Source organism: Micromonospora luteifusca (assembly GCF_016907275.1).
Taxonomy (GTDB): domain Bacteria; phylum Actinomycetota; class Actinomycetes; order Mycobacteriales; family Micromonosporaceae; genus Micromonospora; species Micromonospora luteifusca.
In genome coordinates this window covers 2,090,352-2,115,407 of record NZ_JAFBBP010000001.1, presented here as the reverse complement: position 1 = coordinate 2,115,407, position 25,056 = coordinate 2,090,352, and the positions used below count along the sequence as shown (strand labels likewise).

General features: G+C 71.6%; 22 protein-coding genes and 1 pseudogene. 9 read left to right on the top strand and 14 right to left on the bottom strand.

Features of this window, described 5'->3' with window-relative positions:
• Positions 1–12: 12 nt before the first annotated feature.
• The 3 genes from rocD to JOD64_RS09140 all read right to left on the bottom strand — a co-directional run bounded on the left by rocD (position 13) and on the right by JOD64_RS09140 (position 3,196).
• Positions 13–1,227, bottom strand: a complete 1,215-nt coding sequence (gene rocD, locus JOD64_RS09150) for an ornithine--oxo-acid transaminase (protein ID WP_204945989.1) — start codon at positions 1,225–1,227, stop codon at positions 13–15.
• A complete protein-coding gene (gene ddaH / locus JOD64_RS09145; protein ID WP_204945988.1) occupies positions 1,227–2,042 on the bottom strand; it encodes a dimethylargininase in 816 nt (271 codons plus the stop codon). The genes rocD and ddaH overlap by 1 nt, the downstream gene beginning before the upstream one ends.
• A 317-nt stretch (positions 2,043–2,359) precedes the next feature.
• The gene (locus JOD64_RS09140) at positions 2,360–3,196 is read right to left on the bottom strand and encodes a DMT family transporter (RefSeq protein ID WP_307813306.1); all 837 of its coding nucleotides are present in this window, start codon (positions 3,194–3,196) and stop codon (positions 2,360–2,362) included.
• Positions 3,197–3,383: 187 nt separating this feature from the next.
• Between JOD64_RS09140 and JOD64_RS09135 the strand changes: the two genes are divergently transcribed.
• Positions 3,384–4,193: an Fpg/Nei family DNA glycosylase gene (locus JOD64_RS09135; protein ID WP_204941842.1), complete on the top strand. Its 810-nt coding sequence runs from the start codon at positions 3,384–3,386 to the stop codon at positions 4,191–4,193.
• Positions 4,194–4,237: 44 nt separating this feature from the next.
• Here the strand turns inward: JOD64_RS09135 and JOD64_RS09130 are convergent, their stop codons facing one another.
• Complete coding sequence (locus JOD64_RS09130) at positions 4,238–5,122, bottom strand: aminoglycoside phosphotransferase family protein (RefSeq protein ID WP_204941841.1); 885 nt, start codon at positions 5,120–5,122, stop codon at positions 4,238–4,240.
• Between the two features lie 295 nt (positions 5,123–5,417).
• On the opposite strand from JOD64_RS09130, the gene JOD64_RS09125 reads away from it, so the two are divergent.
• Together JOD64_RS09125 and JOD64_RS09120 are read left to right on the top strand one after the other, a co-directional pair.
• A complete protein-coding gene (locus JOD64_RS09125; protein WP_204941840.1) occupies positions 5,418–6,683 on the top strand; it encodes an AGE family epimerase/isomerase in 1,266 nt (421 codons plus the stop codon).
• Positions 6,680–7,633: a carbohydrate kinase family protein gene (locus JOD64_RS09120; protein WP_204941839.1), complete on the top strand. Its 954-nt coding sequence runs from the start codon at positions 6,680–6,682 to the stop codon at positions 7,631–7,633. Before JOD64_RS09125 ends, JOD64_RS09120 begins: the two co-directional genes overlap by 4 nt.
• Before the next feature lie 167 nt (positions 7,634–7,800).
• Here JOD64_RS09120 and JOD64_RS09115 read toward each other — a convergent pair whose 3' ends face one another.
• From JOD64_RS09115 to JOD64_RS09105, 3 genes are all read right to left on the bottom strand, one after another.
• On the bottom strand, positions 7,801–8,787 hold the full coding sequence (locus JOD64_RS09115) for a LacI family DNA-binding transcriptional regulator (protein WP_204945986.1): 987 nt from the start codon (positions 8,785–8,787) through the stop codon (positions 7,801–7,803).
• A gap of 72 nt (positions 8,788–8,859) precedes the next feature.
• A complete protein-coding gene (locus JOD64_RS09110) occupies positions 8,860–10,239 on the bottom strand; it encodes an FAD-dependent oxidoreductase (protein WP_204941838.1) in 1,380 nt (459 codons plus the stop codon).
• 23 nt (positions 10,240–10,262) lie between these two features.
• A complete protein-coding gene (locus tag JOD64_RS09105) occupies positions 10,263–11,399 on the bottom strand; it encodes a carboxylate-amine ligase (protein ID WP_204941837.1) in 1,137 nt (378 codons plus the stop codon).
• Between the two features lie 169 nt (positions 11,400–11,568).
• Here JOD64_RS09105 and JOD64_RS09100 point away from each other — a divergent pair, with 169 nt between their 5' ends.
• Together JOD64_RS09100 and JOD64_RS09095 are read left to right on the top strand one after the other, a co-directional pair.
• A complete protein-coding gene (locus JOD64_RS09100) occupies positions 11,569–11,862 on the top strand; it encodes a DUF6412 domain-containing protein (protein ID WP_307813303.1) in 294 nt (97 codons plus the stop codon).
• A 102-nt stretch (positions 11,863–11,964) separates the two neighbouring features.
• Positions 11,965–12,711 (top strand): YidC/Oxa1 family membrane protein insertase, encoded by a 747-nt coding sequence (locus tag JOD64_RS09095; protein ID WP_204941836.1) that lies wholly within the window; start codon positions 11,965–11,967, stop codon positions 12,709–12,711.
• A gap of 4 nt (positions 12,712–12,715) precedes the next feature.
• On the opposite strand, the gene JOD64_RS09090 is transcribed toward JOD64_RS09095, so the two are convergent.
• Positions 12,716–13,387, bottom strand: a complete 672-nt coding sequence (locus JOD64_RS09090) for a DedA family protein (RefSeq protein WP_204941835.1) — start codon at positions 13,385–13,387, stop codon at positions 12,716–12,718.
• A gap of 76 nt (positions 13,388–13,463) precedes the next feature.
• Positions 13,464–14,078, bottom strand: coding sequence for a DUF1349 domain-containing protein (locus JOD64_RS09085; protein WP_204941834.1), 615 nt, complete (start codon positions 14,076–14,078; stop codon positions 13,464–13,466).
• Between the two features lie 79 nt (positions 14,079–14,157).
• Here JOD64_RS09085 and JOD64_RS09080 point away from each other — a divergent pair, with 79 nt between their 5' ends.
• Positions 14,158–15,810, top strand: coding sequence for an alpha-amylase family protein (locus JOD64_RS09080; protein WP_204941833.1), 1,653 nt, complete (start codon positions 14,158–14,160; stop codon positions 15,808–15,810).
• Positions 15,811–15,895: 85 nt separating this feature from the next.
• Here JOD64_RS09080 and JOD64_RS09075 read toward each other — a convergent pair whose 3' ends face one another.
• Positions 15,896–19,630, bottom strand: coding sequence for a S8 family serine peptidase (locus JOD64_RS09075; protein WP_204941832.1), 3,735 nt, complete (start codon positions 19,628–19,630; stop codon positions 15,896–15,898).
• 173 nt (positions 19,631–19,803) lie between these two features.
• Between JOD64_RS09075 and fabG the strand changes: the two genes are divergently transcribed.
• On the top strand, positions 19,804–20,562 hold the full coding sequence (gene fabG / locus JOD64_RS09070) for a 3-oxoacyl-ACP reductase FabG (RefSeq protein ID WP_204941831.1): 759 nt from the start codon (positions 19,804–19,806) through the stop codon (positions 20,560–20,562).
• Here fabG and JOD64_RS09065 read toward each other — a convergent pair.
• Positions 20,535–21,033 (bottom strand): annotated as a pseudogene (locus tag JOD64_RS09065) (hypothetical protein). The gene fabG and the pseudogene JOD64_RS09065 overlap by 28 nt on opposite strands.
• Positions 21,026–21,421, bottom strand: a complete 396-nt coding sequence (locus JOD64_RS09060) for a hypothetical protein (protein WP_204941829.1) — start codon at positions 21,419–21,421, stop codon at positions 21,026–21,028. Before JOD64_RS09060 ends, JOD64_RS09065 begins: the two are co-directional and overlap by 8 nt.
• Before the next feature lie 579 nt (positions 21,422–22,000).
• On the opposite strand from JOD64_RS09060, the gene JOD64_RS09055 reads away from it, so the two are divergent.
• Entirely contained in the window at positions 22,001–22,903 is a 903-nt protein-coding gene (locus JOD64_RS09055) for a Gfo/Idh/MocA family protein (RefSeq protein WP_204945984.1), read from the top strand.
• A gap of 48 nt (positions 22,904–22,951) precedes the next feature.
• Here the strand turns inward: JOD64_RS09055 and JOD64_RS09050 are convergent, their stop codons facing one another.
• Together JOD64_RS09050 and JOD64_RS09045 are read right to left on the bottom strand one after the other, a co-directional pair.
• Positions 22,952–23,437, bottom strand: coding sequence for a PQQ-binding-like beta-propeller repeat protein (locus tag JOD64_RS09050; RefSeq protein WP_204941828.1), 486 nt, complete (start codon positions 23,435–23,437; stop codon positions 22,952–22,954).
• Between the two features lie 28 nt (positions 23,438–23,465).
• Complete coding sequence (locus JOD64_RS09045; protein ID WP_204941827.1) at positions 23,466–23,657, bottom strand: DUF2795 domain-containing protein; 192 nt, start codon at positions 23,655–23,657, stop codon at positions 23,466–23,468.
• Positions 23,658–23,785: 128 nt separating this feature from the next.
• Between JOD64_RS09045 and JOD64_RS09040 the strand changes: the two genes are divergently transcribed.
• Complete coding sequence (locus JOD64_RS09040; RefSeq protein ID WP_204941826.1) at positions 23,786–25,039, top strand: erythromycin esterase family protein; 1,254 nt, start codon at positions 23,786–23,788, stop codon at positions 25,037–25,039.
• Positions 25,040–25,056 lie beyond the last annotated feature (17 nt).

The following is a 25,056-nucleotide window of genomic DNA, read 5'->3' as shown; positions in this document are numbered from 1 at the left end:
CCGCGAGGTCCGTCAGCTGGCCAGCACCTCGGCGAGCTTGGCCACCGCCAGGTCGATCTCCTCCTCGGTGATCACCAGCGGTGGGGCGAGCCGGATGGTGGATCCGTGGGTGTCCTTGGCGAGCACGCCCCGGTCGGCGAGCCGTTCACACGCCTCCCGCCCGCTCATCAGCGCCGGGTCGATGTCCAGACCGGCCCACAGGCCGCGCACGCGCACCGCCACCAGGCCCTTGCCGAGCAGCCCTTCCAGGCCGGCCCGCAGCCGTTCACCCAGCTCGGCCGAGCGGCGCTGGAACTCGCCGGTGGCCAGCAGCCGCACCACCTCGATCGCGACCGCGCAGGCGAGCGGGTTGCCGCCGAAGGTGGAGCCGTGCTGGCCGGGCTTGAGCACGCCCAGCACGTCGGAGTTCGCGGCCACGGCGGAGACCGGCACGATGCCGCCGCCGAGCGCCTTGCCGAGCAGGTACATGTCCGGCACGACGCCCTCGTGGTCACAGGCGAAGGTCGCGCCGGTACGCCCCAGGCCGGACTGGATCTCGTCGGCGATGAAGAGCACGTCGCGTTCGGTGCAGACCTGTCGTACGCCCGGCAGGTAGCCCTCCGGTGGCACCACCACACCCTGCTCGCCCTGGATCGGCTCCAGCAGCACGGCAACGGTGTTCTCGTCGATCGCGGCGGTCAGCGCGTCCAGATCGCCGTACGGCACGACCGTGAACCCCGGGGTGTACGGCCCGAAGTCGGCGCGGGCGTCCTCGTCGGTGGAGAAGCTCACGATGGTGGTGGTCCGGCCGTGGAAGTTACCCTCGGCGACCACGATGTTGGCCTGGCCGGCGGGCACGCCCTTGACCTGGTAGCCCCACTTGCGGGCTACCTTGATCCCGGTCTCCACCGCCTCGGCGCCGGTGTTCATCGGCAGCACCAGGTCCTTGCCGCACAGCTCGGCCAGCTCCCGACAGAAGTCGGCGAACTGGTCGTGGATGAACGCCCGGCTGGTCAGCGTGAGCCGATCCAACTGTGCGTGTGCGGCGGCGATCAACTGCGGATGCCGGTGACCGAAGTTCAGCGCGGAGTAGCCGGCCAGGCAGTCCAGGTAGCGGCGGCCGTCCACGTCGGTGAGCCAGGCGCCCTCCGCGGACGAGATCACCACCGGCAGCGGGTGGTAGTTGTGCGCAGTCCAGCGCTCGGCGTCCCGGACCGCTCCCGGCGTACGCAGCTTGTCATCCACGATCACTTGCTTGCCTTTCCCTGACGGAGTCGCAGCGTGCAGCACTTCGGTCCGCCGCCGGCCTTACGTAGCTCGGACAGGTCGACCCCGATGGTTTCGTAGCCCCGGTCGCGCAGCTTGGCGGCCAGGTCGGTGGCCTGCGCGGGCAGCACCACGTGCCGCCCGTCGCTGACCGCGTTCAGCCCCAGCACCTCGGCGTCGGCCATGGTGGCGTGCACCGCGTCGGGGAAGAGCCGGCGCAGCACGGCCTGGCTGCCGAGGGAGAACGCCTCGGGCAGGTACGCCACGGTCCGCTCGTCGAGCACGGTCAGCGCGGTGTCCAGGTGGTAGAAGCGCGGGTCGACCAACTGCATGGTGATCACCGGGTAACCGAAGACCTCCTGCAGTTGGGCGTGCGACGAGTGCGCCGTGCGGAAGCCGGTGCCGGCCAGCAGGTAATCGCCGGCCAGCAGGACGTCGCCCTCGCCCTCGTTGACGTGCTTCGGGTCGTACATCTCGAAGCCGGCGTCCTCGAACCAGGCGCGGTAGGCCGGTGCCTCGTCGGCCCGCTGCGGGTCGCGGAACTGCACGGCCATCGCCTTGCCGTCGATGACGGTGCCACCGTTGGCGGCGAAGACCATGTCGGGCAGGCCGGGCACCGGAGTGATCTCCTCGACGGTGTGGCCCAGGTCGCGGTACGTCTGGCGCAACTGCTCCCACTGCCGGACGGCCAGCGCGGTGTCGACCGGTGCGCTCGGGTCCATCCAGGGGTTGATCGCGTAGTCGACGGCGAAGTACGTCGGCCGGCACATCAACAGGCGCTGGCTGGTGGCGTCCATCGTCATTGTCCTGCTCCCAGGGGTCGGGCGCGCCCGGCCACCGTGGCCCACGGGCTGGCGCCGTTGCTCAACGTTATGCGGCCTCAGCGGCAGGATCCACCAATGAGAGTTGCACAGACCGAACATTCATTGCGTCTGAGCGGCTGCGGGGCGCGATTCGTTGCGTCAGCGCTCGACGTACCCCGGAAACACTTCAGGGGCGGCGAACCGCCGCCCCTGAAAGGGTGTCGCCCGGCCGGTGAACCACCGGAGAGTTCGGGCTGCCGGCGAACCGCCGGCTTTCGCCGGTGCACCACCGGCGAGCGGAACAGTGCCCGCTAGAAACGATCGACAAACTGTGAGTCAAGCCACTCGCGGAAGCGCTGCACCCAGTCGCCGTCGGTGGTGGGCCAGTCGAACTGGCCGCTCATCGCCAGCACCCCGATCACCACGGCGGCCAGACCGATCAGCACTCCGAACAGCGCGTCGGTCTTGCCGGCGACGTGCCGGCGGCGGGTGGCCATCAGACCGAGCACCGCGAGCACCGCGCCGGCCGCGCCGAGCCCGATGCCGTAGCCGGCCAGGGTGCCCGTCAGCACGAACAGCGCACCGGCGACGGACACGATCAGACCGAGGGTGGCGAGCAGGCTGGCCCGCGGCTTGGGGCCGCGCACCACTGCCGGCTCCGGCTCGGTGTGGTCGGGTGTCGGGTCGGTCGGGCGGCTGGTCGCGACCCGGTCCGTCGGGTCGGTCCGTCGGGTGGTGCCGCCGAGGTTTGTGTCCCGCTCGGCGATGCGCCCCGTGGTCGGGTCGGTGCCGGGCCGGGCCTCGGTCTCCACCGGGCCGGAGGCGCGGGCCTCGCTGTCCACCGGGCGGGCGGTGGCGGCGCGGGCCACGGCGGCCCGCTCGGCGGCCCGCCGCTCGGCCTCGCCGCTCCGCTCGGTCCCGCCGGTCTGCTCGGCGGGCGCGGCGGCGTTGCGGTACGTCGCCTGGTCGGTGTCCCGGTCGGTGACCACCGGGCGGTCGCGCTCGCCGTCGTTTGACCGGCCTCCGAGCACCATCGTGTTCTCCCGGTCGCTTACCGGGGTGTCGCGGCCGTCAATGCGACCGTCGAGGTTCTCGTCCCGCGTCGGTGCCGGCTCGGACCGACGGGACAGCGAAGGAATCTTGACCACTACACACCTCCTGATTAATGCGTGGTGGCCGACAGTTCGGGTGGCACCCACGCGGTACCGCCCTGAAGTACCCCGCTGGGCGTTTCCTGACACCAATTCCGGGTACGGCCGTCTTCGGCCCCTTGCGACGGCCGCTGATCAGCAGGGAACTCGGCCCTGCGGACGCTGATGGCTATCCTTGGCACCCGTGCCAGAGGGACATTCGATCCACCGCCTGGCGGCCCGGCACGCCGAACTGTTCGCCGGGGAGAAGGTGCACGCCGCCAGCCCGCAGGGCCGCTTCGCCGAGGGCGCCGCCAGGCTCTCCGGCACCGTGCTGGACGGCACCGAGGCGTACGGCAAGCACCTGCTGCACCACTACGCCGGTGAACTGACGCTGCATGTGCACCTCGGGCTCTACGGCAAGTTCACCGACGGGTCGGGGGAGCCGCCGGAGCCGGTCGGTCAGGTGCGGCTGCGACTGGCCAGCGACCGGCACTGGCTGGACCTGCGCGGGCCCACCGCCTGCGAGCTGCTCACCCCACCCGAGGTGGCCGCGCTGCGGGATCGCCTCGGGCCGGACCCGCTTCGCGCCGACGCGGACCCCGAGCGGGCGTACCGCAAGATTTCGCGCAGCCCCACACCCCTGGCCGCGCTGCTGCTGGACCAGTCGGTGGTGGCCGGCAGCGGGCTGATCTTCGTGACCGAGGCGCTGTTCCGGGCCGGGCTGCCGCCGACCATGCCGGGCCGAGGGCTGACCCGGGCCGGCTGGGACGCACTCTGGGCCGACCTGGTCGGGCTGATGCGGCTCGCGGTCGAGCACGGACGGATCGACACGGTCCGCGACGCGCACCTGCCGGAGGCGATGGGTCGGCCGGCGCGGGTGGACCGGCACGGTGGCGAGGTGTACGTCTACCGCCGCCCCGGCGTGCCCTGCCACGTCTGCGGCACCGAGATCAGCCGCGGCGAGCTGGCCGGACGCAACCTCTACTGGTGCCGTACCTGCCAGGTCGGCTGATTCCGTCGACTGGGGCGTCAGCTCTCGTCAAGCGAGTGGGGGCGTCAGCCCTCGTCGAGCAACCAGTGGACCACCTCGATCTGGTGCGGAAAGACGACCTCGTCGGCGATGCTCCAGGCCAACGTGTGCCCGATCGTCCAGCCCCGGACCCGCTCCCGGTCCAACCCCAGCTCGGTGCTGAGCCGGTCCAGCCGGTGCCGGACGGCGGCCGGCGAGTGGCCCAGCTCCCGACCGCGCACCATCGGCACGACGGAGAACTCCCGCTCACCGGTCAGCGGCTTCGGGTCGATCGCCAGCCACGGTTCCCGGTCGGCGGCGAGCACGTTGCCGGCGTGCAGGTCCTGGTTGACCAGCACCTGCTCGCCCTGGCTCGACGCCAGACCGTCGAGCAGGGCGAGCGCCTCGTCGAGCAGCCGCCGCTCGTACGGCCGGCCGGCCCGTTCCCACTTGCGGGGCATCCGGTCGATCCAGCCGGCGGCCTCCTCGGCCAACGGGGTGAACGGCGCGCCGGCCGGTCGCCACAGTCGGGGCAGCAGGTCGATCACCGCGTCCAGCGCCCGGTCCATCGGAATCTCGTGCAACGGAGTGCCCGGTTGGCAGCGCTCCACCAGCAGGGCGCGCCGTTGCGGGTCGTGTGCGAGCAGCCGGATCGCCCCGACGCCGTCCCAGTGGGCCAGCGCGTCGGCCTCGTGCTGGCTCTCCCCGTCCGGGTACTGGAGCTTGAGCACCGCGGCCCTACCGTCGGGCAGGTCCGCGGGGAGCGCCAGCGAGGCGTACGCGTACCGGAAGGGCGGGCCGAGCCGCAGCGACCACCGCTCGGTGCATTCGGCCAGCCACGTCGGGAGTGTGGCCAGCCAACCCTGGCCGGCCGGTGACCCGCGTACCCAGTCGAGTCCCTCGGGCAGTTCCACCTGTCCATCCTGGAGCATCCGCCGCGCTGTCGTGGGGGCGGCACCGCCCGGCCTCGCAGCGGCCTCGTCCGTCCAGGGCCTCCGGTGTGACGCAACCGCAATTGACAGTTGACCGGCTGCCAGAGCAGGGTTGAGAAGTGACAACGATGTCAACGGGCAAAAGGGAGGAAACGTAACCATGATCCTCTCCGTCGCACACCCGACCCGGCCAGTCGGCGCGCGGCGTACCGTTGGCGGGTTTTCCGGCGCGAACCTGCTCCGTGCACCGATCCTGGCCGTATGTCCCTTCCCTACCCAACGGTGACCAGCTGAGATGACCGACGTGCCCCGATCCGACGCTGAAACGACCCCTGCCCCGGCTGGGTCGCCCGATCTCCCCGATCTGAACGAGTTTCTCGCCGACCAGACCCACACACTGCTCGACACGGCCCGCCGCTCGGTCCGACCCGAGGGCGGCTTCTGGTGGCTGACCGACGACCGCACCCCGGACCGGGGCGAGGCGGTGCACACCTGGATCACCTGCCGGATGACCCACGTGGCCGCCCTCGCCCACCGCAACGGCGATCCGGACGCCGCCGCCCTGGTCGACCACGGAATCGCCGCGCTCAGCACACTGCTGCGCGACGACCGGTACGGCGGCTGGTTCAGCGCCGTGGACCAGCAGGGCGCGCCCGTCGACGACCGCAAGGCCGGCTACGACCACGCGTTCGTGCTGCTTGCCGCGTCCAGCGCTGCCCGAGCCGGGCGGCCCGGCGCGGACCAGTTGCTCGCCGATGTGCAGGCCGTGGTGCGGGAGCGGTTCTGGGACGCCGAAGTCGGCGCGGTCCGCGAATCGTGGAACCGGGACTGGACGGTCACCGAGGACTACCGCGGCGCGAACAGCAGCATGCACATGGTCGAGGCGTTCCTCGCCGCTGGCGCCGCCACGGGCGATGCGAGCTGGGCCGACCGGGCCCTGCAGATCGCCACCCACCTCGTGCACACCGAGGCGGCCCGGCACGACTGGCGGCTGCCCGAGCACTACACGGCCGACTGGATACCACTGCTCGACTACAACCGGGACCAGCCCGCGGACCCGTTCCGGCCGTACGGCTCGACGATGGGTCACTGGTTGGAGTGGGCCCGGCTGCTGCTGGAACTGGAGGCGGTCCTGCCGCAGCCACCACGCTGGCTGCTCGCCGACGCCCGTTCCCTGTTCGCCGCCGCCGTGCGACGCGGCTGGGCGGTCGACGGCGCCGACGGCTTCGTCTACACGATCGACTGGGACGACCGGCCGGTGGTGCGCGCCCGGATGCACTGGGTGCTCGCCGAGGCCATCGGGGCGGCGGTCACCCTGCACCGCCGCACGGGGGACGCGGTCTACGCCGACTGGTACCGGGTCTTCTGGGCGTACGCCCGCCGCTACCTGATCGACTCCACCGGATGGCGGCACGAGCTGGACGTGCGGAACCTGCCCGCCGACACGGTCTGGCACGGCCGGCCGGACGTCTATCACGCGTACCAGGCGGTGCTGGTGTCCCGTTCAGCCGACGGGCTCGGTGGCCCGGGCCCGCTCGCGCCGGGCACGGTGACCGCATGATCGTGGTCGCGGGTGAAGCGCTGATCGACCTGGTGGTCACGGCCGGTGGGCAGCGGGCCGTGCCGGGAGGCTCCCCGGCGAACGTGGCGGTCACCCTGGCCCGGCTCGACCAGCCGGTACGGCTGCTGGCCCGGCTGGGCACCGACGAGTACGGTCGGCAACTCGCCGAGTACCTGAGCGCCAACCGGGTGGACCTGGAGTGGGCGGTCCGCGCCGAGGAGCCGACCTCGGTGGCGGTGGCCACGTTGAACGCCAGCGGGCAGGCCAGCTACGAGTTCCGGCTCGCCGGCACGGCGGACTGGCAGTGGACGCCGCCTGAACTGCCCGAGCTGGCCGGGACTGCGGCGACCGCCCTGCACACCGGGTCCCTCGCGCTCGCGCTGGCCCCCGGCGCGCAGGTGCTGGAGGACCTGCTCGACCGCGAACGCCGCCGCGACGGCCTCACCATCTCGATCGACCTCAACCTGCGTCCGAGCATCGTCACGGACCGGGCGGCGGAGCAGGCGCGGGTGCGCCGCCAAGTGCCCCTCGCGCACCTGGTCAAGGCCAGCGACGAGGATCTGGCCTGGCTCTACCCGCAGCGGTCGGTGGCCGAGGTGATGGCGGAATGGCACGAGGTCGGGGTGTCCTGCGCCGTGGTGACCCGCGGTGGGGACGGCGCGTGGCTGCTCGCCCCGGACGGGTCGCTGCACGAGGAACCGGCGGTACGCACCACGGTGGTCGACACCGTCGGCGCCGGTGACTCGTTCACCGGTGGCCTGTTGGCCGCGCTGGCCGACCTCGACGCGCTCGGTGACCGGCCGGACGCCCGGCTCGCCGCGGTGACCGAACCGCAGTGGCGTGCGGTGCTGCGGCAGGCCGCCACGGTGGCCGCGCTGACCTGCGGCCGCCGGGGCGCCGACCCGCCCCACCGTGCCGAACTGGACGCCCTGCTCAACGCCGCAAGCTGAACCCCGACCCGCTGGCCCGACCCGTCCCGGGCCGGGCCAGCGCGCACAACCCAACTCACCACGCGATCTTGCACTTTCTGCTGCGGCAAAGGTTGCAATTCACGCCAAGTTGGCAACCCAAAGTGCAAGATCGCGGGCGCGGGCGCGGGCGCGGGCGCGGCGTGGGGTTAGCGCGTTGGGGGCGGGGTCAGGCCTCGGGGGCGCAGGCTGGTGGGGAGCACGATGGTTGACGGTGGGGAGTCGTCGTCGCCGGCGATTCGCTGGAACAGCCGCTCGGTGGCGACCCTCGCCAGCTCCCGGGTGTCGTAGGCGACGACGGTCAGCGGCCGGGGCATCAGGTGGGCCAGTTCGAAGTCGTCGAAACCGACAAGCGCGGCGTCACTGCCTCGTCGGTGCAACTCCTGGAGCGCGCCGACGGTGAGCCGGTTGTTGGCGCAGAAGAAGGCGGTGGGCGGGTCGGGCAGGTCGAGCAGCGCGGCGACCGCCCGCCCGGCCTCCTCGGGGGCGATGAGCCGGTCGCGCACCAGCGATTCGTCCGGCTCGACCCCGGCCGCGGCCAGTGCCGCCCGCGCCCCGGCCAGCCGTTCGCGGATGGTGGGCACGCTCGGCGCGCCGAGCAGCAGACCCACCCGTCGGTGCCCCTGGTCGAGCAGCGCGCTGACCCCGGCATGGCTGCCACCCCGGTTGTCCAAGAGCACGGCGTCGGCCAGCAGCCCCTGCGGCGGCCGGTCCAGGAACACCACCGGCATCCCCAGCTCGACCTCGCGGCGCAGGAACGAGTGGTCGAGGCCCGCCGGCACCACCAGCAGCCCGTCGACCCGGCGCTGGGTGAAATCCTGGAGCACGGCGCGTTCCCGCTCCGGGTCCTCCTCCGACGAAGCGGTGATCAGCATGGTGCCGTGGGCGGCCGCGATCTCGGCGGCGACGCTCGCGATGGTCGCGTAGAACGGGTTGGCGATCTCCTCGATGAGCAGCCCGACCGTGGCATTGAGCTGCCGGGATCGCAGATTGCGGGCGATGTCGTTGCGCCGGAAGCCCAACTCGGCGATGGCGGCCAGCACCCGGCTGACCAACTCCTGCCCCACCGGCTCGTCGTTGACCACCCTTGAAACCGTCTTCAAGCTGACCCCGGCGTGCCGGGCCACGTCGACCATCGTGGGGCGCCGACGCACCGTCGGCCGGGTCGGGGTCTGCGTCACAGGGTGGTCCTCCAGGGCGGGCGCCGGTCAGCGGTCGAGGGCGGCGAGCGCGTCGACCGCTTTTCGGGCGGCGACGAGCACCGGGTCCCACACCGGCGCGTACGGCGGAGCGTAGCCCAGGTCGAGTGACGTCATATCGTCCACCGTCATGCCGTTCCAGAGTGCCACGGCAAGCGCGTCGATGCGTTTGGCCGCCTCGGACCAACCGACGATCTGCGCACCAAGCAACCGGCCGCTGGGCCGCTCGGCGATCAACTTGACGGTCATCGGCCGGGCACCCGGGTAGTAGCCGGCCCGGTTTGTCGACTGGGCGACCACCGAGATGAAGTCGAACCCGGCCCGGGTGGCCTCCCGCTCCCGCAGGCCCGTCCGACCCACCTCCAGGTCACAGACCTTGGTCACGGCCGTGCCGATCACGCCGGTGAAGGTGGCGTAGCCGCCGCCGATGTTGATCCCAGCCGCGCGGCCCTGCTTGTTGGCGTGCGTGCCGAGCGGCACGTGCACCGGCAACCCGCTGACCCGGTGCAGCGTCTCCACGCAGTCGCCGGCCGCCCAGACGCCGGGCAGTTCGGCCACCCGCATCCGGCGGTCCACCCGGATCCCGCCGGTCGGCCCGATCGGGAACCCGGCAGCCTCGGCGAGCGCGGTGTTCGGGCGTACTCCCAGACCCAGGACCACGACGTCGGTCGGAATCGGCCCCTCGGCCGTGACCACCGCGGACACCCGGCTGTCCCGCTGCTCCAAGCCGGTCACCGGCAGGTCGGTACGGATCTTGATGCCCAGGCCGCGCATCGCGTCGGCGACCAGCTCGGCCATGTCGCCGTCCACCGTCGCCATGGGCTGGCTACCCGCCTCGACCAGGGTCACGGAGAGATCGCGTTGGATCAGTGCCTCGGCGATCTCGACGCCGATGTACCCACCACCGACCACCACCGCCCGGCGCGGCCGCGGCTCAGTCTCCAGCCAGTCGCGCAACGCCGCCCCGTCGTCCAGGGTCTGCATGCCGAACACGCCGTTCGCGTCCGTGTCCGCCCAGGAAGGCTTCACCGGCACCGCGCCAGCCGCGTACATCAGGTCGTCGAACCGCTCGCGGACCTCTCCGCCGCGGTCCAGGTCCCGGGCGACCACCTCGCGGCGGTCCAGGTCGATGGCCGTGACCTCGTGTCGCATCCGCACGTCCATCGCGTGCTTCGTGCGGAACGTCTCCGGATCCCGGGCGATCAGATCGTCCGGACCGGACACCAGACCGCTGATCCAGTACGGGATGCCGCACGCCGAGTAGGAGGTGAAGTGACCTCGCTCGAAGACCACGATTTCCAGGTCGGCACGGTCGCGGCGGCGTCGAGCCTGGGACGCCGTAGACATGCCGGCGGCGTCCCCGCCGATGACGATCAGCCGTTGCGCCACGGGTTCATCCTGTCACGGGGCGATCAGCCGCGGGTCTGCCGCGCGACGTCCTGCACCACGTCGGTGAGCCGCCCGGTGCGGGCGTACACCGCGCGCTGCCGGGCCGCACCACTGCCGTGCCGGCGCAACCCGCCCAGCAGGTCGGCCACCTCGGCCCAGTCGCCGTGCTGCTCCAGCGCGGGTCGCAGCCGATCCACGAACTGGTCCAGCAGCTCCCAGGCCGGGCGCAGCTCGCCGGTGGTGACGTCGACGGCTTCGCCTTCCAGGCCGTCGTGCGCGGCCCTCCAGTGCGCGCCGACCAGCAGGTGGTGGTCGGTCTGCAACGCCGGCCGGCCGGCCTCGACATCGGCCATGGCGGTGGCCACCAGGGCCCGGACCAGCGCGGCGACCAGCACCGCGTCGTCCACCGAGGGGCAGACGTCGCCGATGCGCAGCTCCACCGTCGGGTACTTCGCCGACAGGCGGGCGTACCAGTAGAGCATCCCCTCGTCGAGCATCACCCCGCTGGAGATCAACTGACGGATCAGCCGCTGGTAGTGCTCGTGCGACTCCAGCCACGGCGTCGGCGCCACCGAGGGCCAGCGCTCCCACTCCACCGAGCGCCAACTGGCATAGCCGGTGTCCTCACCTCGGGCGAACGGGGAATTGGTCGTCACCGCGTGCAGCAGCGGCAGCCAGGGCCGTACGTGGTTGAGCACCTGCACGCCGATCTCCGGATCGGGGATGCCCACGTGCACGTGCATGCCGTTGTTGCCGGGCCCGGGGACGAGCAGCCGGAACCGCTCGATCATCCGGTCGAAGCGTGGCTTGTCCACCACCGGCGGCACCGGGCCGTCCACCGGGCCGGTGCCGATGGCGAGCAGGCGTACGCCGGCCCGCTCGGCGGCGTCGGCGAGCGCCTGACGAAGCACGCCGAGGGAGTGCCGGATCGACGAGAGCTCCAGGCCGGGCGGGCTGCCGATCTCGATCTGGCTGGTCTGGAACTCCCGCTCCACCTGCCCGCGCAACTCGGCCGGCACCTGCTCCAGGACCAGGTCGACGGCCGGGACCGCGGCCCCGGTGTGCGGGTCGACGAGCAGGAACTCCTCCTCGACACCCACGGTGAGCAAACCGGTCGCCGCAGCCATCTCGCTGGGCGCCTCCGCCACCTGGCCGGTCATGACACCACCGTCCGTTCCTGCCGTTCGCGGTCCGTCCGCGTCGGTCCACTGCCTGGTTACCCAACGTGGCGATGCCGGGAAACGTGGCGGCACGTCGTCTCGGCGTGCCGACCAGGTAGGGCCGGTCGATTCGGCCGGGCGGCGTGACACCGGGCCATATGCTGAGCCCGTGCCGGTGCCGCTGGGCTTTCTCGGGGTCGCGTGGATCTACGCGTTCGCCCAGTTCACCCTGCTCGCGGGCCGGCCGGTCGACCTACTCGCGGGCGCTGCGCTGACCGCCCTGGTGCTGCTCGCCGTGGTGCTGGCGGCGCGGGTGCTCAGCCGCTCGGGTGGGCCCGGAGCCGGGCCGCGCTGGGCCGGGTTGCGGGCCCGATCGCGTGGTCGGCGAATGCCCCGGCAGATCGACCCGGACGCCGCAGGTCGACCTCGTCCCCGCGCCCCAGGGCACCCCTCGGCCGCGTAGCGCCACGCCGCCACGCGGCCGATCCCGCCGTCACCGGTCCCCCCTGTCGAGCGGACGTCGCCCGGGGGAGGACCCCACCGGAATCGGACCGAGGGGTTTTCCATGCTTGCCTTCGCACCACTGCACGGCGCTGTCGGCGCTGCCGGCACCGCACTGTCCTGGCTCACCGACCTGCTCGAACCATTGGCCGGCGGCATGGCGACCGCCGCCGCCATCGTGCTCTTCACCATCGCCGTCCGGCTGCTGATCTCGCCGCTCACCGTCGCGCAGGTCCGCGGCGAGCGACGCCGCGCGGCGCTCGCCCCAGAGGTGCGTGACCTCCAGCAGCGGTACGCCGACGACCCGGCGACGCTTCAGCGCGAGGTGTTCGCGTTGTACCGGACCGCTGGCGCCAACCCGATCGCCGGCTGCCTGCCGTTGCTGATCCAAGCGCCGTTCCTGCTGGTCCTGTACCGGCTGTTCAGCACGAGTGAGGGCGGCACCGGGCTGCTGGACGAGCGGCTTGCCGGGGTCCCGCTGGGCCACCACTTCAGCGACGGGTTGGCGGGGGCGGCCGGTCCGCTCTTCGCCGTGCTGCTGGCCGTGCTGCTGGCGGTGGCCTGGTGGTCGTCGCGGCGGGCCCGCCGGGCTTCTGCGGCCGTCGGCACGGTGGCCGGTACGCCCACCGAAGGGCCGGGCGCGGCCGTGCTCGGCCGGCTGCTGCCCCTGCTGCCGTTCACGACGGTGCTGGTGGCGCTGGTGCTGCCTCTCGCCGCTGTGATCTACCTGGTGACCACGAGCACGTGGTCGGCGATCGAGCAGGCGGTCCTCCGGCGACCGCAGGCGGTTCCGTCGCCGGCTGACCGGTAGCGGATCAGCGACCGGCGGTCACCGACCGCCGGTCGTCGCGCTCCCGGCGCCGGCGGATCTTACGGATCACCCAACTGGCCGCCATGACGACGAAGACCGCGACGATCGCGTAGTTGAACCAGTCGCTGTAGCGGGCCACGTCCTGCCACTGGTTGCCGAGCGCGTAGCCGGCACCGACGATGAGACCGTTCCACACCCCGCTGCCGATGGTGGTGAGCAGGATGAACTCACCCAGCGGCATCCGGTTGGCGCCGGCCGGGACGGAGACCAGACTGCGGACCACCGGCACCACCCGGCCGATCAGCACCGCCCACCGGCCATGCCGCTCGAACCAGCGGTCGGCCTTCTCCAGGTCGTCGCTGTCGACCAACGGGATGCGATCCAGCCAACGCTTGAGCCGTTCCTCGCCGAGCGCCGCACCGAGCCAGTAGAGCACCAACGCGCCGACCAGCGAGCCGGCCGTCGCGGCCAGCACCACGACCACCACGTTGAACTGGCCCTCATGAGCCAGGAAGCCGGCGAGCGCCAGCACGATCTCGCTGGGGATCGGCGGGACGATGCTCTCCAGCGCCACCAGCAGCGCCACGCCGGCCGGGCCCATCACCTCGATCACCGAGGCCACCCAACCGGTCAACCCGGTGAACTCGGACGGGTCGCCAGTCTGGGCGTACGCCATGGTCGTCCTTCCGCATCGGATCGGCTGTCGGGGATCGGATGGTCATACCCACTGGCTTCCCGCCCACACCTGCCGTTCAGTGCTCCGGGTGCAGTGCGGTGTCCGCCGGCCCCTGCCGCCAGCCGGTGAACACCACGCTCAGGCCGGCCCGAGACGGCGCGCAGCAGAACGGGCCGGCCAGCGCCACGGCCGCCGGGTCCAGCGGGGTGAGCCGGACCAGTCGCCAGGGCTCGTCGTCGGCCCGGGCGCGGACGGTCAGCGCGTCGCCGGCCCGGCTGACCCGGACGGTCACCTCCCGACCCGCCCACTGCGGCACCGGTGCCACCGACCAGTCCGAGAACTCCCGGGTCACCACCGCGCCGAGCTGCGACTCACCGTCGCTCATCTCGACGCCGGCCTTGGTCCAGGTCCGTTCGTCGACGCGGACGAGCGCGCCGGCCTGGTCGAACTGTGCCGAGAAGTCGAGCCGGAAACTCACCTCCATGGCGGTGCCGAGCGGCAGCGGTGCCAGCAGAGCGGGGCCGTTGTCGTGGACGAAGCCGTAGCTGGTCTGCCGCCAGAAGTCGCTCTCCGCTGCCGGTTCGACGACCAGCTCACCGGCCGGGCCCTCCTCGACGCGTACTGGCGGGTGCAGCCAACTGCCCACGGACCAGTCCAACGGTGCGCTCGGCGGTACGAGATCGGTCTCCATGACGGGCACGGTAACCAACCGAGGTCGCCGGCCGCCGGACGGGTTTGCCGTAGTGATCGTTCGGAGAAGTTTCCTTCGCATGGGTGACCGTTGGTATTCCGAAGCCGTCGTCTACTGCCTCGACATCGACACGTACGCCGACTCGGACGGCGACGGGGTCGGTGACATCCGTGGGTTGATCGGGAGGTTGGACTACCTCGCCCGGCTCGGGGTGACCTGCCTGTGGCTGCACCCGATCCACCCGTCGCCCAACCGTGACGACGGTTACGACGCCACCGACTTCTACAACGTGGACCCGCGCTTCGGCACCCTGGGCGACTTCGCCGAGCTCCTGCACCAGGCGGAGAACCGGGGCATCCGCGTGATCATCGACCTGGTGGTCAACCACACCTCCGACGAGCACCCGTGGTTCCAGTCCGCCCGATCCTCGCCGGACTCTCCGTACCGCGACTGGTACGTCTGGTCCGACTCCGAACCGGACGACCGGCATCAGGGCATGGTCTTCCCCGGTGAGCAGAACGAGACCTGGAGCTATGACCGAACCGCCAAGGCGTGGTTCTACCACCGGTTCTACAAGTTCCAGCCGGATCTCAACTTCGCCAACCCGCAGGTCCGGGCGGAGATCAAGAAGGTCATGTCGTTCTGGCTTCAGCTCGGCGTCTCCGGCTTCCGGATGGACGCGGTGCCGTTCATCATCGAGTTGACCGAGCCGGGCAACCCGAACTCACCGAAGGACTTCGAGTTCCTCACCGAGATGCGCCAGCACGTGCAGTGGCGGCGCGGCGATGCGGTCCTGTTGGCCGAGGCGAACGTCGAGCCGGCCCAGCTACCGACGTTCTTCGGCGACGCCAGCGGCTCCGGCAACCGGATCCACATGCTCTTCGACTTCATGCTCAACGGTCGGCTCATGCTCGCGCTGGCCCGGCAGGACCCGGAGTCGTTGATCGAGGCGTTGCGCGACACCCCGAAGCTGCCCGTCGGCGGGCAGTGGGCCACCTTCCTGCGAAACCACGACGAGATCGACCTGTCCCGGCTGACCACCGAACAACGCAACGATGTGTACGCGCAGTTCGGCCCGGACGAGACCATGCGCATCTACGACCGGGGCATCCGGCGCAGGCTCGCCCCGATGCTCGGCAACGACCGGCGGCGCATCGAGCTGGCGTACGCCCTGCAGTTCTCGATGCGCGGCACGCCGGTGCTGCGCTACGGCGAGGAGATCGGGATGGGTGAGGACCTGTCGCTGCCTGGCCGGGAGGCGATCCGTACCCCGATGCAATGGTCGTACAAGCCGAATGCCGGCTTCTCCACAGCGGAGGAGGAGAAGCTCGTCCGTCCGGTGATCGACAAGGGTGAGTTCGGCTACCAGACCGTCAACGTCACCGCCCAGCGCGGCGACCCGAAGTCGCTGCTCGCCTGGTTCGAGCGCATGATCCGCACGCTGCGCGAGGCCCCGGAGATCGGCTCCGGCTCGACCACCCACATCGACGTGGCGATGCCGGCCGGCGTGCTCGCACACCGGGCGGACGGGCCGACCGGCACCATGGTCTTCCTGCACAACCTGGGCACCGACGACGTCGAGGTGGACCTCAGCACCCTCGAGCCGGAAGCCGACCTGCCGATCGACGTGCTCGCCGACCGTGGCTACGGAGAGCTGGGCAAGCTCGGCGCGGTGAAGGTTTCCGGCCACGGCTACCGCTGGATCCGGCTCTGCCGGGGTCGCGGGTTCTGAGCTGACCGGGGGACCGCGCCGATCGGCGCGGTCCCCCCTCTGCGTGCTCACCGGACGAAGTCACGCCCCCATCGCGGTGTGCCGATCAGCGCACGCCGAAGGCGCGGAGCACGGTCTGCTTGACCGAGTTGCCGGAGCTGTCGGTGGCACCGGCCCGCAGGGACACGTAGGTCGCGCCCTTCGGTGCCCGCAGCTTCGCCGTCCAGGAGCCGTCCTTCGCACGGTTCAGCGACTGCTTCTGCCAGTGCGCGCCATCGTCGTACGAGATCTCCAGGCTGACCGGCCGGATGCTGCCGCAACCGGTGGCGCCGGGCAGATGCGCGGCGGAGACGGTCAGGTCGGTCCGGCCCTTCGCGGTGCCGGCGGCGTCGGTGTCGACGCCGTAGTCGAGCTGGAGCAGCGGCAGCACGCTCGACTCCACCCCGGCGGCCGGCGCCTTCGACCGGAACGTCCACTCGGTCGTGGTGCTGGTGGAGTACCGGCCGACGGTCGGATCCTGGGTGGTCCCCACCACCAGTCGGTACGGCCGGTCAGCCGCGCTCGGCGCCGTGCCGCTGATCCACGTGCTGGTGCTCTCGCCGAGCAGCGTCCCGTCCTGGTAGAGCTTGTTGGTCTGCCCTGCGGCGCTCATCGCCATGCCGACGTGGTCGGCACCGCCCCAACCGGGCACGTCGAGGTTGAGAGCGTCGCCGGAGCGGGTCGGCAGTTTGAAGTTGTTGTTCAGGTGTGGTCGTTCGATCGGCTCGAAGAACTGCTCGGTGCTCCTGCTGCCGGAGCGGAAGCTGGTCCGGGGGTCGATCTGGTACGTCGAGGAGTCGAGGTACGCCTCCTGCCCCCACGTGTACAGGTCGCCCGTGGACACCCAGTCGGTACGGACCGTGGCGAGCGGGCGGTTGCTGGTCTGGCCGATGCCCCAGTTGTTGTACGACGGCCAGTCGTACCGGAACTCGCCACCCCGGGTCTGCGGCGTCGGGACGTTGAAGCCGACGTCGATCCGGGCCAGCGTCTTCGGGGTCTCGGCCCGACTCAGGTCGCGCGGGATCTGGTTGTGGTACGCCTGGACCAGGTCGTACACGTAGTCGGCGACCGGCTGCGAGACGACCTCGACCTTCGTGGACCCGCGCTGGATCTGCTGGATCAACGCCTCGCCCTCGTCGGTGCTGAGCATCGCCACCTCGATTGGGGTGGGTGTGAAGAAGTCGACCGAGTAGTCGCGCACCTCGCGCCACGGGAAGTCGTTGACCACCAGCATCATCTTCGCCCCGGCGGCGGTCGCCGCGGCGGCCTGCTCGGAGTCGCTGACCTCCCAGTTGCGCCGGACCACGGCCACCGCGCCCCGGGCGTTCAGCCCGGCGTAGTCGCTCGCCGCGCCGTTGCCGGCGAAGACCGTCGGCAGCGTCCCGCTGCCCTTCGGCAATTGGGTGGTGCCCTGCTGGCGCACCACGTCGTCGAAGTTCACAGTCGTGGTGCCCACGGTCAGCACCGGCTGTTCCTTGCGCCAGCGGGCACCGACGTAGAAGTCGCCGTGTCGCACGTCCCTGCTGGTGGGTTGCGCCCAGAAGCTGTCGAAGAACACGCCGCCCGCGATGAACGAGCGCCACCGGCCCTCGCCCTGGGACCGGTGGTAGTCCAGCCGGGTGAAGGTGTCGGCGGTCTGCTGCGGCACCGACGATTCGACCCGGCGGGCCGCCTTTCCGTCCAGCCGAACCGTGGTGTCCGTGCGTAGGTCGATGTCGGGGTTGCCGAGCAGCGCCAGGCCGAGCGAGTTAGGGCCGTGGCTGCCGGTGACGTTCAGGAAGCTCATCGCCGAGTAGACGCCTTCGGGCAGGTAGAGCTCGGCTGTGCCATCCGGGTCGGTCTCGACGAAGCTGATGTCGTAGCTGCCCGGCTGCCCCAGCTCGATGATCCCGCGGGCCGGCTTGCCGGCCCGGTCGGTCATCTCCAACCGAAGGTGGTGGTACGGGGTGAACGTGCCGACCGCGATGGCGGTGCGGGCCAGCGCGGCCCGGTCCGGCCCAGCGGCGACGACCTGACCGGTGTACCGCCTGCCGGTGCCGGCCCGGGAGGTATCCGTGGTCAACGTGACCGTGGCGGTGCCGTTCGCGGGCACGGTCACCTGCGTCGCGGACAGGCTGAACAGCCCGGCCGGCGCGCTCGGCGCGTCCACCGAGAGGCCCAGGGTGATGGGCTGGCCGGTGGTGTTCGTGTACGTCACCGGGTGCGTGCTGCCGCCCGCCTTCGCGGTGTCGGAACCCACGCTGGTGGAGACGGTGCCGGTGGCGACGACCGGGGCGCGGACCGCGGCGGCGACGTCGACCCGACCGGTGCCGGCCTGGTAGGCGTCGTACTGCGCGGTGGCCTTGGTCGTGCTGACCAGGGCGTCCTTGAGCTGCTGACCCGTCCAGTCCGGGTGCTTCGCGGCGAGCAGGGCGGCGGCTCCGGCCACGTGCGGCGCGGCCATCGAGGTGCCGTCCATGGTCTGGTACGAGCCCTCGCCGGGCGCGTACTGGGAGCGGGCCGCGAGCACCCCGACGCCGGGCGCGGTCAGCTCCGGCTTGATGGCCTCGTCGCTGATCCGCGGGCCTTGGCTGGAGAAGTAGGCGAGCTGGTCGTCACCGTCGACCGCGCCGACGGTCAACGCCGCGTCGGCCGCGCCCGGGGCGGCCACGCTGCCGGGCAGGCCGGCGTTGCCGGCGGAGATGACGAACAGGGCACCGGTCTCGGCACTGAGCGTGTTGACCGCCTGGCTCATCGGGTCGGTTCCGTCGCTGGGCTGGTTGGAGCCCAGGCTCATGTTGATGACACTGGCGTCGGCCTCCCGGGCCGCCCACTCCATGCCGGCGAGGATCCAGGAGTCCATCCCGTGGCCGTCGTCGCTGAGCACCTTGCCGATGGCGAGCCGGGCATCCGGTGCAACGCCCTTCTCCTGGCCACCGGAGGCGGCGCCGGTGCCGGCGATGGTGGAGGCGACGTGCGTGCCGTGCCCGACCCGGTCGGTGATCTCCTCGCCCGGCACGAACACGGCGGACGCGCTGATCCGGTCGGTCAGATCCGGGTGTGCCGCGTCGATGCCGGTGTCCAGGACGGCGACCCGCACGCCTGTGCCGGTGTCGCCGCCGGCCCAGACCGCGGGAGCGCCGATCTGCGCGGTGGTGTCGGCGAGGTCGGCGCGTACCCGCCCGTCCAGCCAGATCTTGGCGATTCCACCGGAGAAGCGTCCCGTGTCGTCGGTCGCGGCGGTCGCCTTCGCGGTGGGGGCAGCCGTGATCGCGGCCCAGAACTCGTCGGCCCTGTCGCGGTCCTCGCTGAGCGCGGCACCCGAGATGCTGCTCAACGTACGGGTGCGGGTCGCGCCGGCGGGTGCGGTGGCTCGCAGGCCGGCCGCCCCGGCGTCGTACGAGACGATCAGGGGAAGGTGGTCCACCCGCTCGTCGTCGTACCCGTCGGCGATCAACCGAGTGACGTTGAACAGCCGCTTGTCCAGGGTGTTCGCGGCCACGTAGGGCAGTACCGACTGGGGGTAGACGTACAGGTCGTCACCGGCCTCGACCACCCGCACCGGTGTCGAGGCGCCGTCTGGGCGCCGTACGTCGAGGGTGCCGCCGTTGGCGCTCTGGCGGGTGGTGACCGTGTCGCCGGTGATCAGGGTGACCGAGTGGGTGCCGGGTGGGGTGGGGAGACTTGTCGCGGGGGCGGGGGTGGCGCCGGGATCGGCCGGGGCTCCGGGGGCGGCGGCCAGGGCGGGTGATCCACCGGTCGCCGCGAGGGCCGTGGAGACCACGGCGGCGAGCCAGGCTCCACGGGTACGCGAGAACGTCACGTGTTGTCGTTCCTTGCCTCGTCGTCTGTTCGCTGCCGGGGGTGACAGCGATTCGCGACGCTACGCCCGGAAGATCATCTCGTATAGATCCATTGTGTAAACCAGGCCATCGCCGCCGACGGCCGACGGAGGTTAAGCTCCTTCGATCGACCCCAAGTTACCGGGAGGTAATCATGTCGGAGGAGCCCCGCGTCGCCATCGTCACCGGAGCCGCACGCGGTATCGGTGCGGCCACCGCCCGGCGGCTGGCCGCCGACGGAATGGCCGTCGCCGTGGTCGACATCGAGGAGGCGGCGACCAAGGAGACGGTGGACGCCATCGCCGGCGCCGGCGGCCGGGCGCTCGGTGTGGGCGCCGACGTCTCCGACCGGGACCAGGTCGAGGCGGCGGTGGCCCGTGTCGCCGCCGAACTGGGCGCGCCGACCGTGCTGGTCAACAACGCAGGTGTGCTCCGCGACAATCTGCTGTTCAAGATGACCAACGCCGACTGGGACACGGTGATGGGGGTGCACCTGCGCGGCGCGTTCCTGTTCAGCCAGGCCGCTCAGAAGCACATGGTGGACCGTAAGTGGGGGCGGATCGTCAACCTTTCCAGCACCTCCGCCCTGGGCAACCGCGGTCAGGCGAACTACGCCGCCGCCAAGGCCGGTCTGCAGGGCTTCACCAAGACGCTCGCCATCGAGTTGGGGCCGTTCGGGGTGACCGTCAACGCGGTCGCGCCCGGCTTCATCGTCACCGACATGACGGCGGCCACCGCAGCCCGGATGAAGGTCGACTTCGACGACTTCCAGAAGCACGCCGCAGCCGAGATCCCGGTCCGTCGCCCGGGGCGGCCGGAGGACGTCGGGCACACCATCTCGTTCCTGACGAGCGAGGGTGCCGGTTTCGTCTCCGGGCAGGTCATCTACGTCGCCGGCGGCCCACGGGACTGACCCGGACACCGACGGGGGCGCTCCTTCGTGCAGGGGAACGCCCTCGTCGTCGGGTCAGGCGGGGGAGCGGCGGGTGCGCCAGAGCCAGATCAGGCCGAGCACCGGCAGCACCAGCGGGATATAGCCGTACCCGCTGCCGAACTGCGACCACACCGTCTCGTCCGGAAAGAGTTCCTTGTCGACGACGCTCAGGATGCCGACCACGACCACCCCGACCAGTTCCACCGAGCAGCAGGCCAGCGCGACCCGGCGGCCGGTGTGCCCGGCGCGGGCCAACCCCACCGCCGCCACGATGTAGATGAGTGCGGCCAGCCCGGAGAGCAGGTACGCCACCGGCGCCTCGCCCAACTTGGTGGCGATCTGCAGACCAGCCCGGCTGGTCGCCGCGATGGCGAAGAGCAGGTAGACCGCGATCAGCAACCGGCCCGGGCCGGCGTTCGTGGCGCGTCCCGCCGGTCGTGTCTCAACCACCGAGCACCTCCCAGGTCTGCTGCAACCGGAGCACCACCACCGGGACCACCAGGCAGACCGCACAGACGATCGCGGAACCCCAGCGGGTCGGCTCCATCCGGGCCAGCACCCAGGCCAGTGGCGGCAGGCACACCAGCGTGACCAGGTAGCCGAAGAAGGCGCCGGGCTCACCGGGCCGGTCCCCACCGCCGACGGCGACGAGGGCCAGCACGCTCAACACGAGCAGCGCCAATTCGAGGATGCCCAGGCCGATGAACTGCATCCGGTCCGGCGGCCGTTGACGCAACGCTGCCACCAGCGCCCACACCGCGACGAGCAGCGACAGCACGATCGATGCCGTCGCCAGGGCCCCGTCCACCGGCGAGTTGGCCGCCGCCGCGCTGGTCATCGGCCCCACCTGGTCGTCACGTCGGTCACCGGCACAGCCTACTAACCGTCGTAGTAAACAACTGCCCCCGCCTCGCACCCGCGCCGCGTGCCCCCGCCTCGCACCCGCGCCGCGTGCCACCGCCTCGCACCCGCGCCGCGTGCCACCGCCGCGCCTCCCGCCGCATGCCCCCGCCGCTCGCTGTAGAGCTGCCCCACGAGTGGGGCGGGTCGGGGACCGTGCGTGAGGCCCGGTCGGTGGGTGGGGCGGGTCGACGATCGTGCGTGGGGCGAGCCGGCGGCCGCGCGCTTGACGTTTTGTGGGTGGGGTGGGTCGGCGATCGCGCGTGGCGTTCTCTGAGTGGGGTGGTTCGGGGATCGTGCGTGGCCTCCCGTGAGTGGGGTGGGTCGGGGACCGTGCGTGGTGCCCCAAATCTGGGGCAGCTCTACAGGCACTGGCCGTACCATGTCGCGCCCGAGCGGCACGGGACGCGAGCTGCTCCGGTTGGTCGACCCGCCGCCGGTGCCCCTGGTGCGGCGACTAGCGTGGATCACGTCCGTGGCGTTGCCGCGGCGGGGGGAAAAGGTGGAGGTACACGTGCTGCGGTTCGGCTTGTTCGGCACCGGTCACTGGGCGATCGAGACGCACGGAAAGGCGTTGCACGCACATCCGGACGCGGAGTTGGTCGGGGTGTGGGGGCGCAACCCGGAGCGGGCCTCCGCGCTGGCCGAGTTGTACGGGGTACCGGCCTTCGCCGACGTCGACGCGCTGATCGAGCAGTGCGAGGCGGTCGCCGTCGCCCTGCCTCCGGACATCCAGGCCGACATCGCGGTCCGGGCGGCCGCCGCCGGCCGGCACCTGCTGCTGGACAAGCCGCTGGCGCTCAGCGTGGCCGACGCCGACCGGGTCGTCGCCGCCGCCGAGGAGTCCGGCGTCGCCTCGGTCGTCTTCTTCACCCAGCGGTTCCAGCCGAACGTGACCGCCTTCCTCGCCGCCACCGCTGCCGTCGGGGGTTGGCAGCACGGACGGACCACCGCGTTCGCCTCGATCTTCCAGGACGGCAGCCCGTACGGCGGCTCGCTGTGGCGCCGGGAGCACGGCGCGCTCTGGGACATCGCTCCGCACGCGCTCTCCATCCTCCTGCCGGTGCTGGGCCGGGTGACCCAGGTGGCGGCGATGGACGGGCCGAACGGGATGGTGCACCTGCTGCTCACCCACGAGGGGGGCGCCACCAGCAGCGCCTCGCTCTCCCTGGACGCCCCGACCGAGTCGATGGCCCGGGAGTTCGTGTTCTACGGCGAGAACGGCATCGAAACCGTCCCGTTCGGCGAGAACGACGCAGCCACCGCGTTCGGCGTCGCGATCGACCAGCTCGTCGAGCAGGTGCGGGCCGGTACCCGGGACCACCGCTGCGACGTCCGCTTCGGCCGCGAGGTCGTCGGCATCCTCGCCGCCGCCGAAACCGCCCGCACCGAATCCCGCACCGTCAACTTCCCTGCCTGACGGCGACAGGGCGGGGCCCCTTTTTTCCGCGGGGCCCCGCCCTGCCACTCAGGCGAGGTCGACGCCGCGTACCCGGCCGTTCTGGTCGGCGGCCACCAGTTGACCGCCGACCAGCACCGGCGTGGAGAAGCTGTAGCCGGTGCCGAGCTTCACCAGCCGGTCCAGCCGGCCGGTGTTCAGGTCCAACGCGCCGAACTGGCTGTTGACACCCAGCCCCCAGGCGGCGTCGCCGTCGACGACCGCACCGGAGTTGAAGACCGGAAAGCCCAGCTGGGCCTGCCAGCGGGTCGCCCCGCTCACCGCGTCGACGAGGAGCGTCGCGCCGCGCTCCTGGAGACGGCCGGCGGCGAACCCGCCGATCGCGGCGCGCCAGTGCTTGCGGCCGTACCAGGCGTCCCCGACCGGGTGGTGCTGGAAGATCACGATGGGCGTGTTCTTCCGGACCCAGCGCAGGTCCTTCTCCAGCCAGTCCAGCAGGGCCCCGCCGAAGTGGCCCGGCTCCTGCAGCAGCATCGTCGGGTCGAGCGCGACCACGTGCCCGCCGCAGACGACCCTGCCCAGGTCAGGAGAGGGTGGTCAGCGCGGCGTTCAGCTCGTCCGGCGACTCGAAGTGCTCCACCGGCAACGCCTGCAACATCTGCAACATCGCCGTGCTTGCCCCGTTCTCCTGCCCCCAGCGGATCAGGTCCTCCCGGGAGACCGGGTAGTCGAGCCCGGCCAGGTACTCCTGCAACTGAACCCCGGTGACGGTCATGTCGGCCGGCTACCCGCTCGCGGTGGGCGTACACCGTCCCGGTCGGCTCGCACGACGGCCCGGCGCCCGGCGTGTCGGGCCGCGACGCACCCACGGTTTGCCGCAGCGGCGGTCGGGTAGCCGCTGGCATGCTGGTTCAGCGGCTCGGCGCGCCGAGCGACTTCGACCCGTTGCTGGAGCGCGTTCGGGACTCCCGGGTGGTGATGATCGGCGAGTCCACCCACGGCAGTTACGACTACTACCGGCTGCGCGAGCAGCTCACCCGCCGATTGATCGCGGAGTGCGGCTTCTCTTTCGTCGCCGTTGAGGGCGACTGGCCGGACTGTGACCGGGTGCACCGTTCGGTGACTGCCGCGCCCGGCGGTGCACTCGAGCCGCAGCTCGCGCTCGGACAGTTCGAGCGGTGGCCGACCTGGATGTGGGCCAACGCCGAGGTGGCCCGGTTCGCCAGTTGGCTGCGGGTCTGGAATGTGGAGCGTCCGGAGGATCAGCGAGCCGGGTTCCACGGCCTCGACGTGTACAGCCTCTGGGAGTCGATGCAGGCGATCTTCGACTACCTGGGGGAGGAGGACCCGACGTCGCTGGAGGCGGCGCAGGACGCGTACCGCTGCTTCGAGCCGTACGGCAAGAGGGTCGAGGAGTACGGCGCGGCCAGCCGGTTCGTCTCCGCCCGTTGCGAGGAGGAGGTCGTCCGGCTGCTCGCCCGGACCCGCGAACACGCCCTCTCCGACGGTCCAGATCGCTTCTCGGCCTGGCAGAACGCCGAGGTGGTGGCCGGCGCGGAGCGGTACTACCGGGCGATGGTGGCCGGCGGGCCGGACTCGTGGAACATCCGCGACACCCACATGCAGGACACGCTGGATCGGCTGCTGGATCGATACGGCCCGGACGCGAGGGGCATCGTCTGGGCGCACAACACGCACGTCGGGGATGCCCGTGCCACCGACATGGCCGCGGACGGGATGGTCAACATTGGTCAGTTGGCCCGGGAGCGGCACGGCGACGACGCGGTGGCGCTGATCGGCTTCGGCAGCTACCGGGGCACGGTGATCGCGGCTCCGCGGTGGGGGTCGCCTCCCGAGTCGATGGTGGTGCCACCGGCCCGGGAGGGATCGGTCGAACGGCGGCTGCACGAGCTGATGCCGGAGCGAGCGGTGCTGATTTTCGGCGGTGACCAGCCGGGCTGGGTGACCGACACCGCGGACCACCGGGCGATCGGGGTCGTCTACGACCCGTCCTTCGAGTCCTGGGGCAACTACGTGCCGACGCGGCTCGGCGAACGGTACGACGCCTTCATCTGGTGCGACGAGACCACCGCTCTGCACCCGCTGCCCGTCCCGGCGGCCCCCGGCGAGATGGAAACGTATCCGGCTGGCGTCTGACGCAGTGGAGGTGTGGC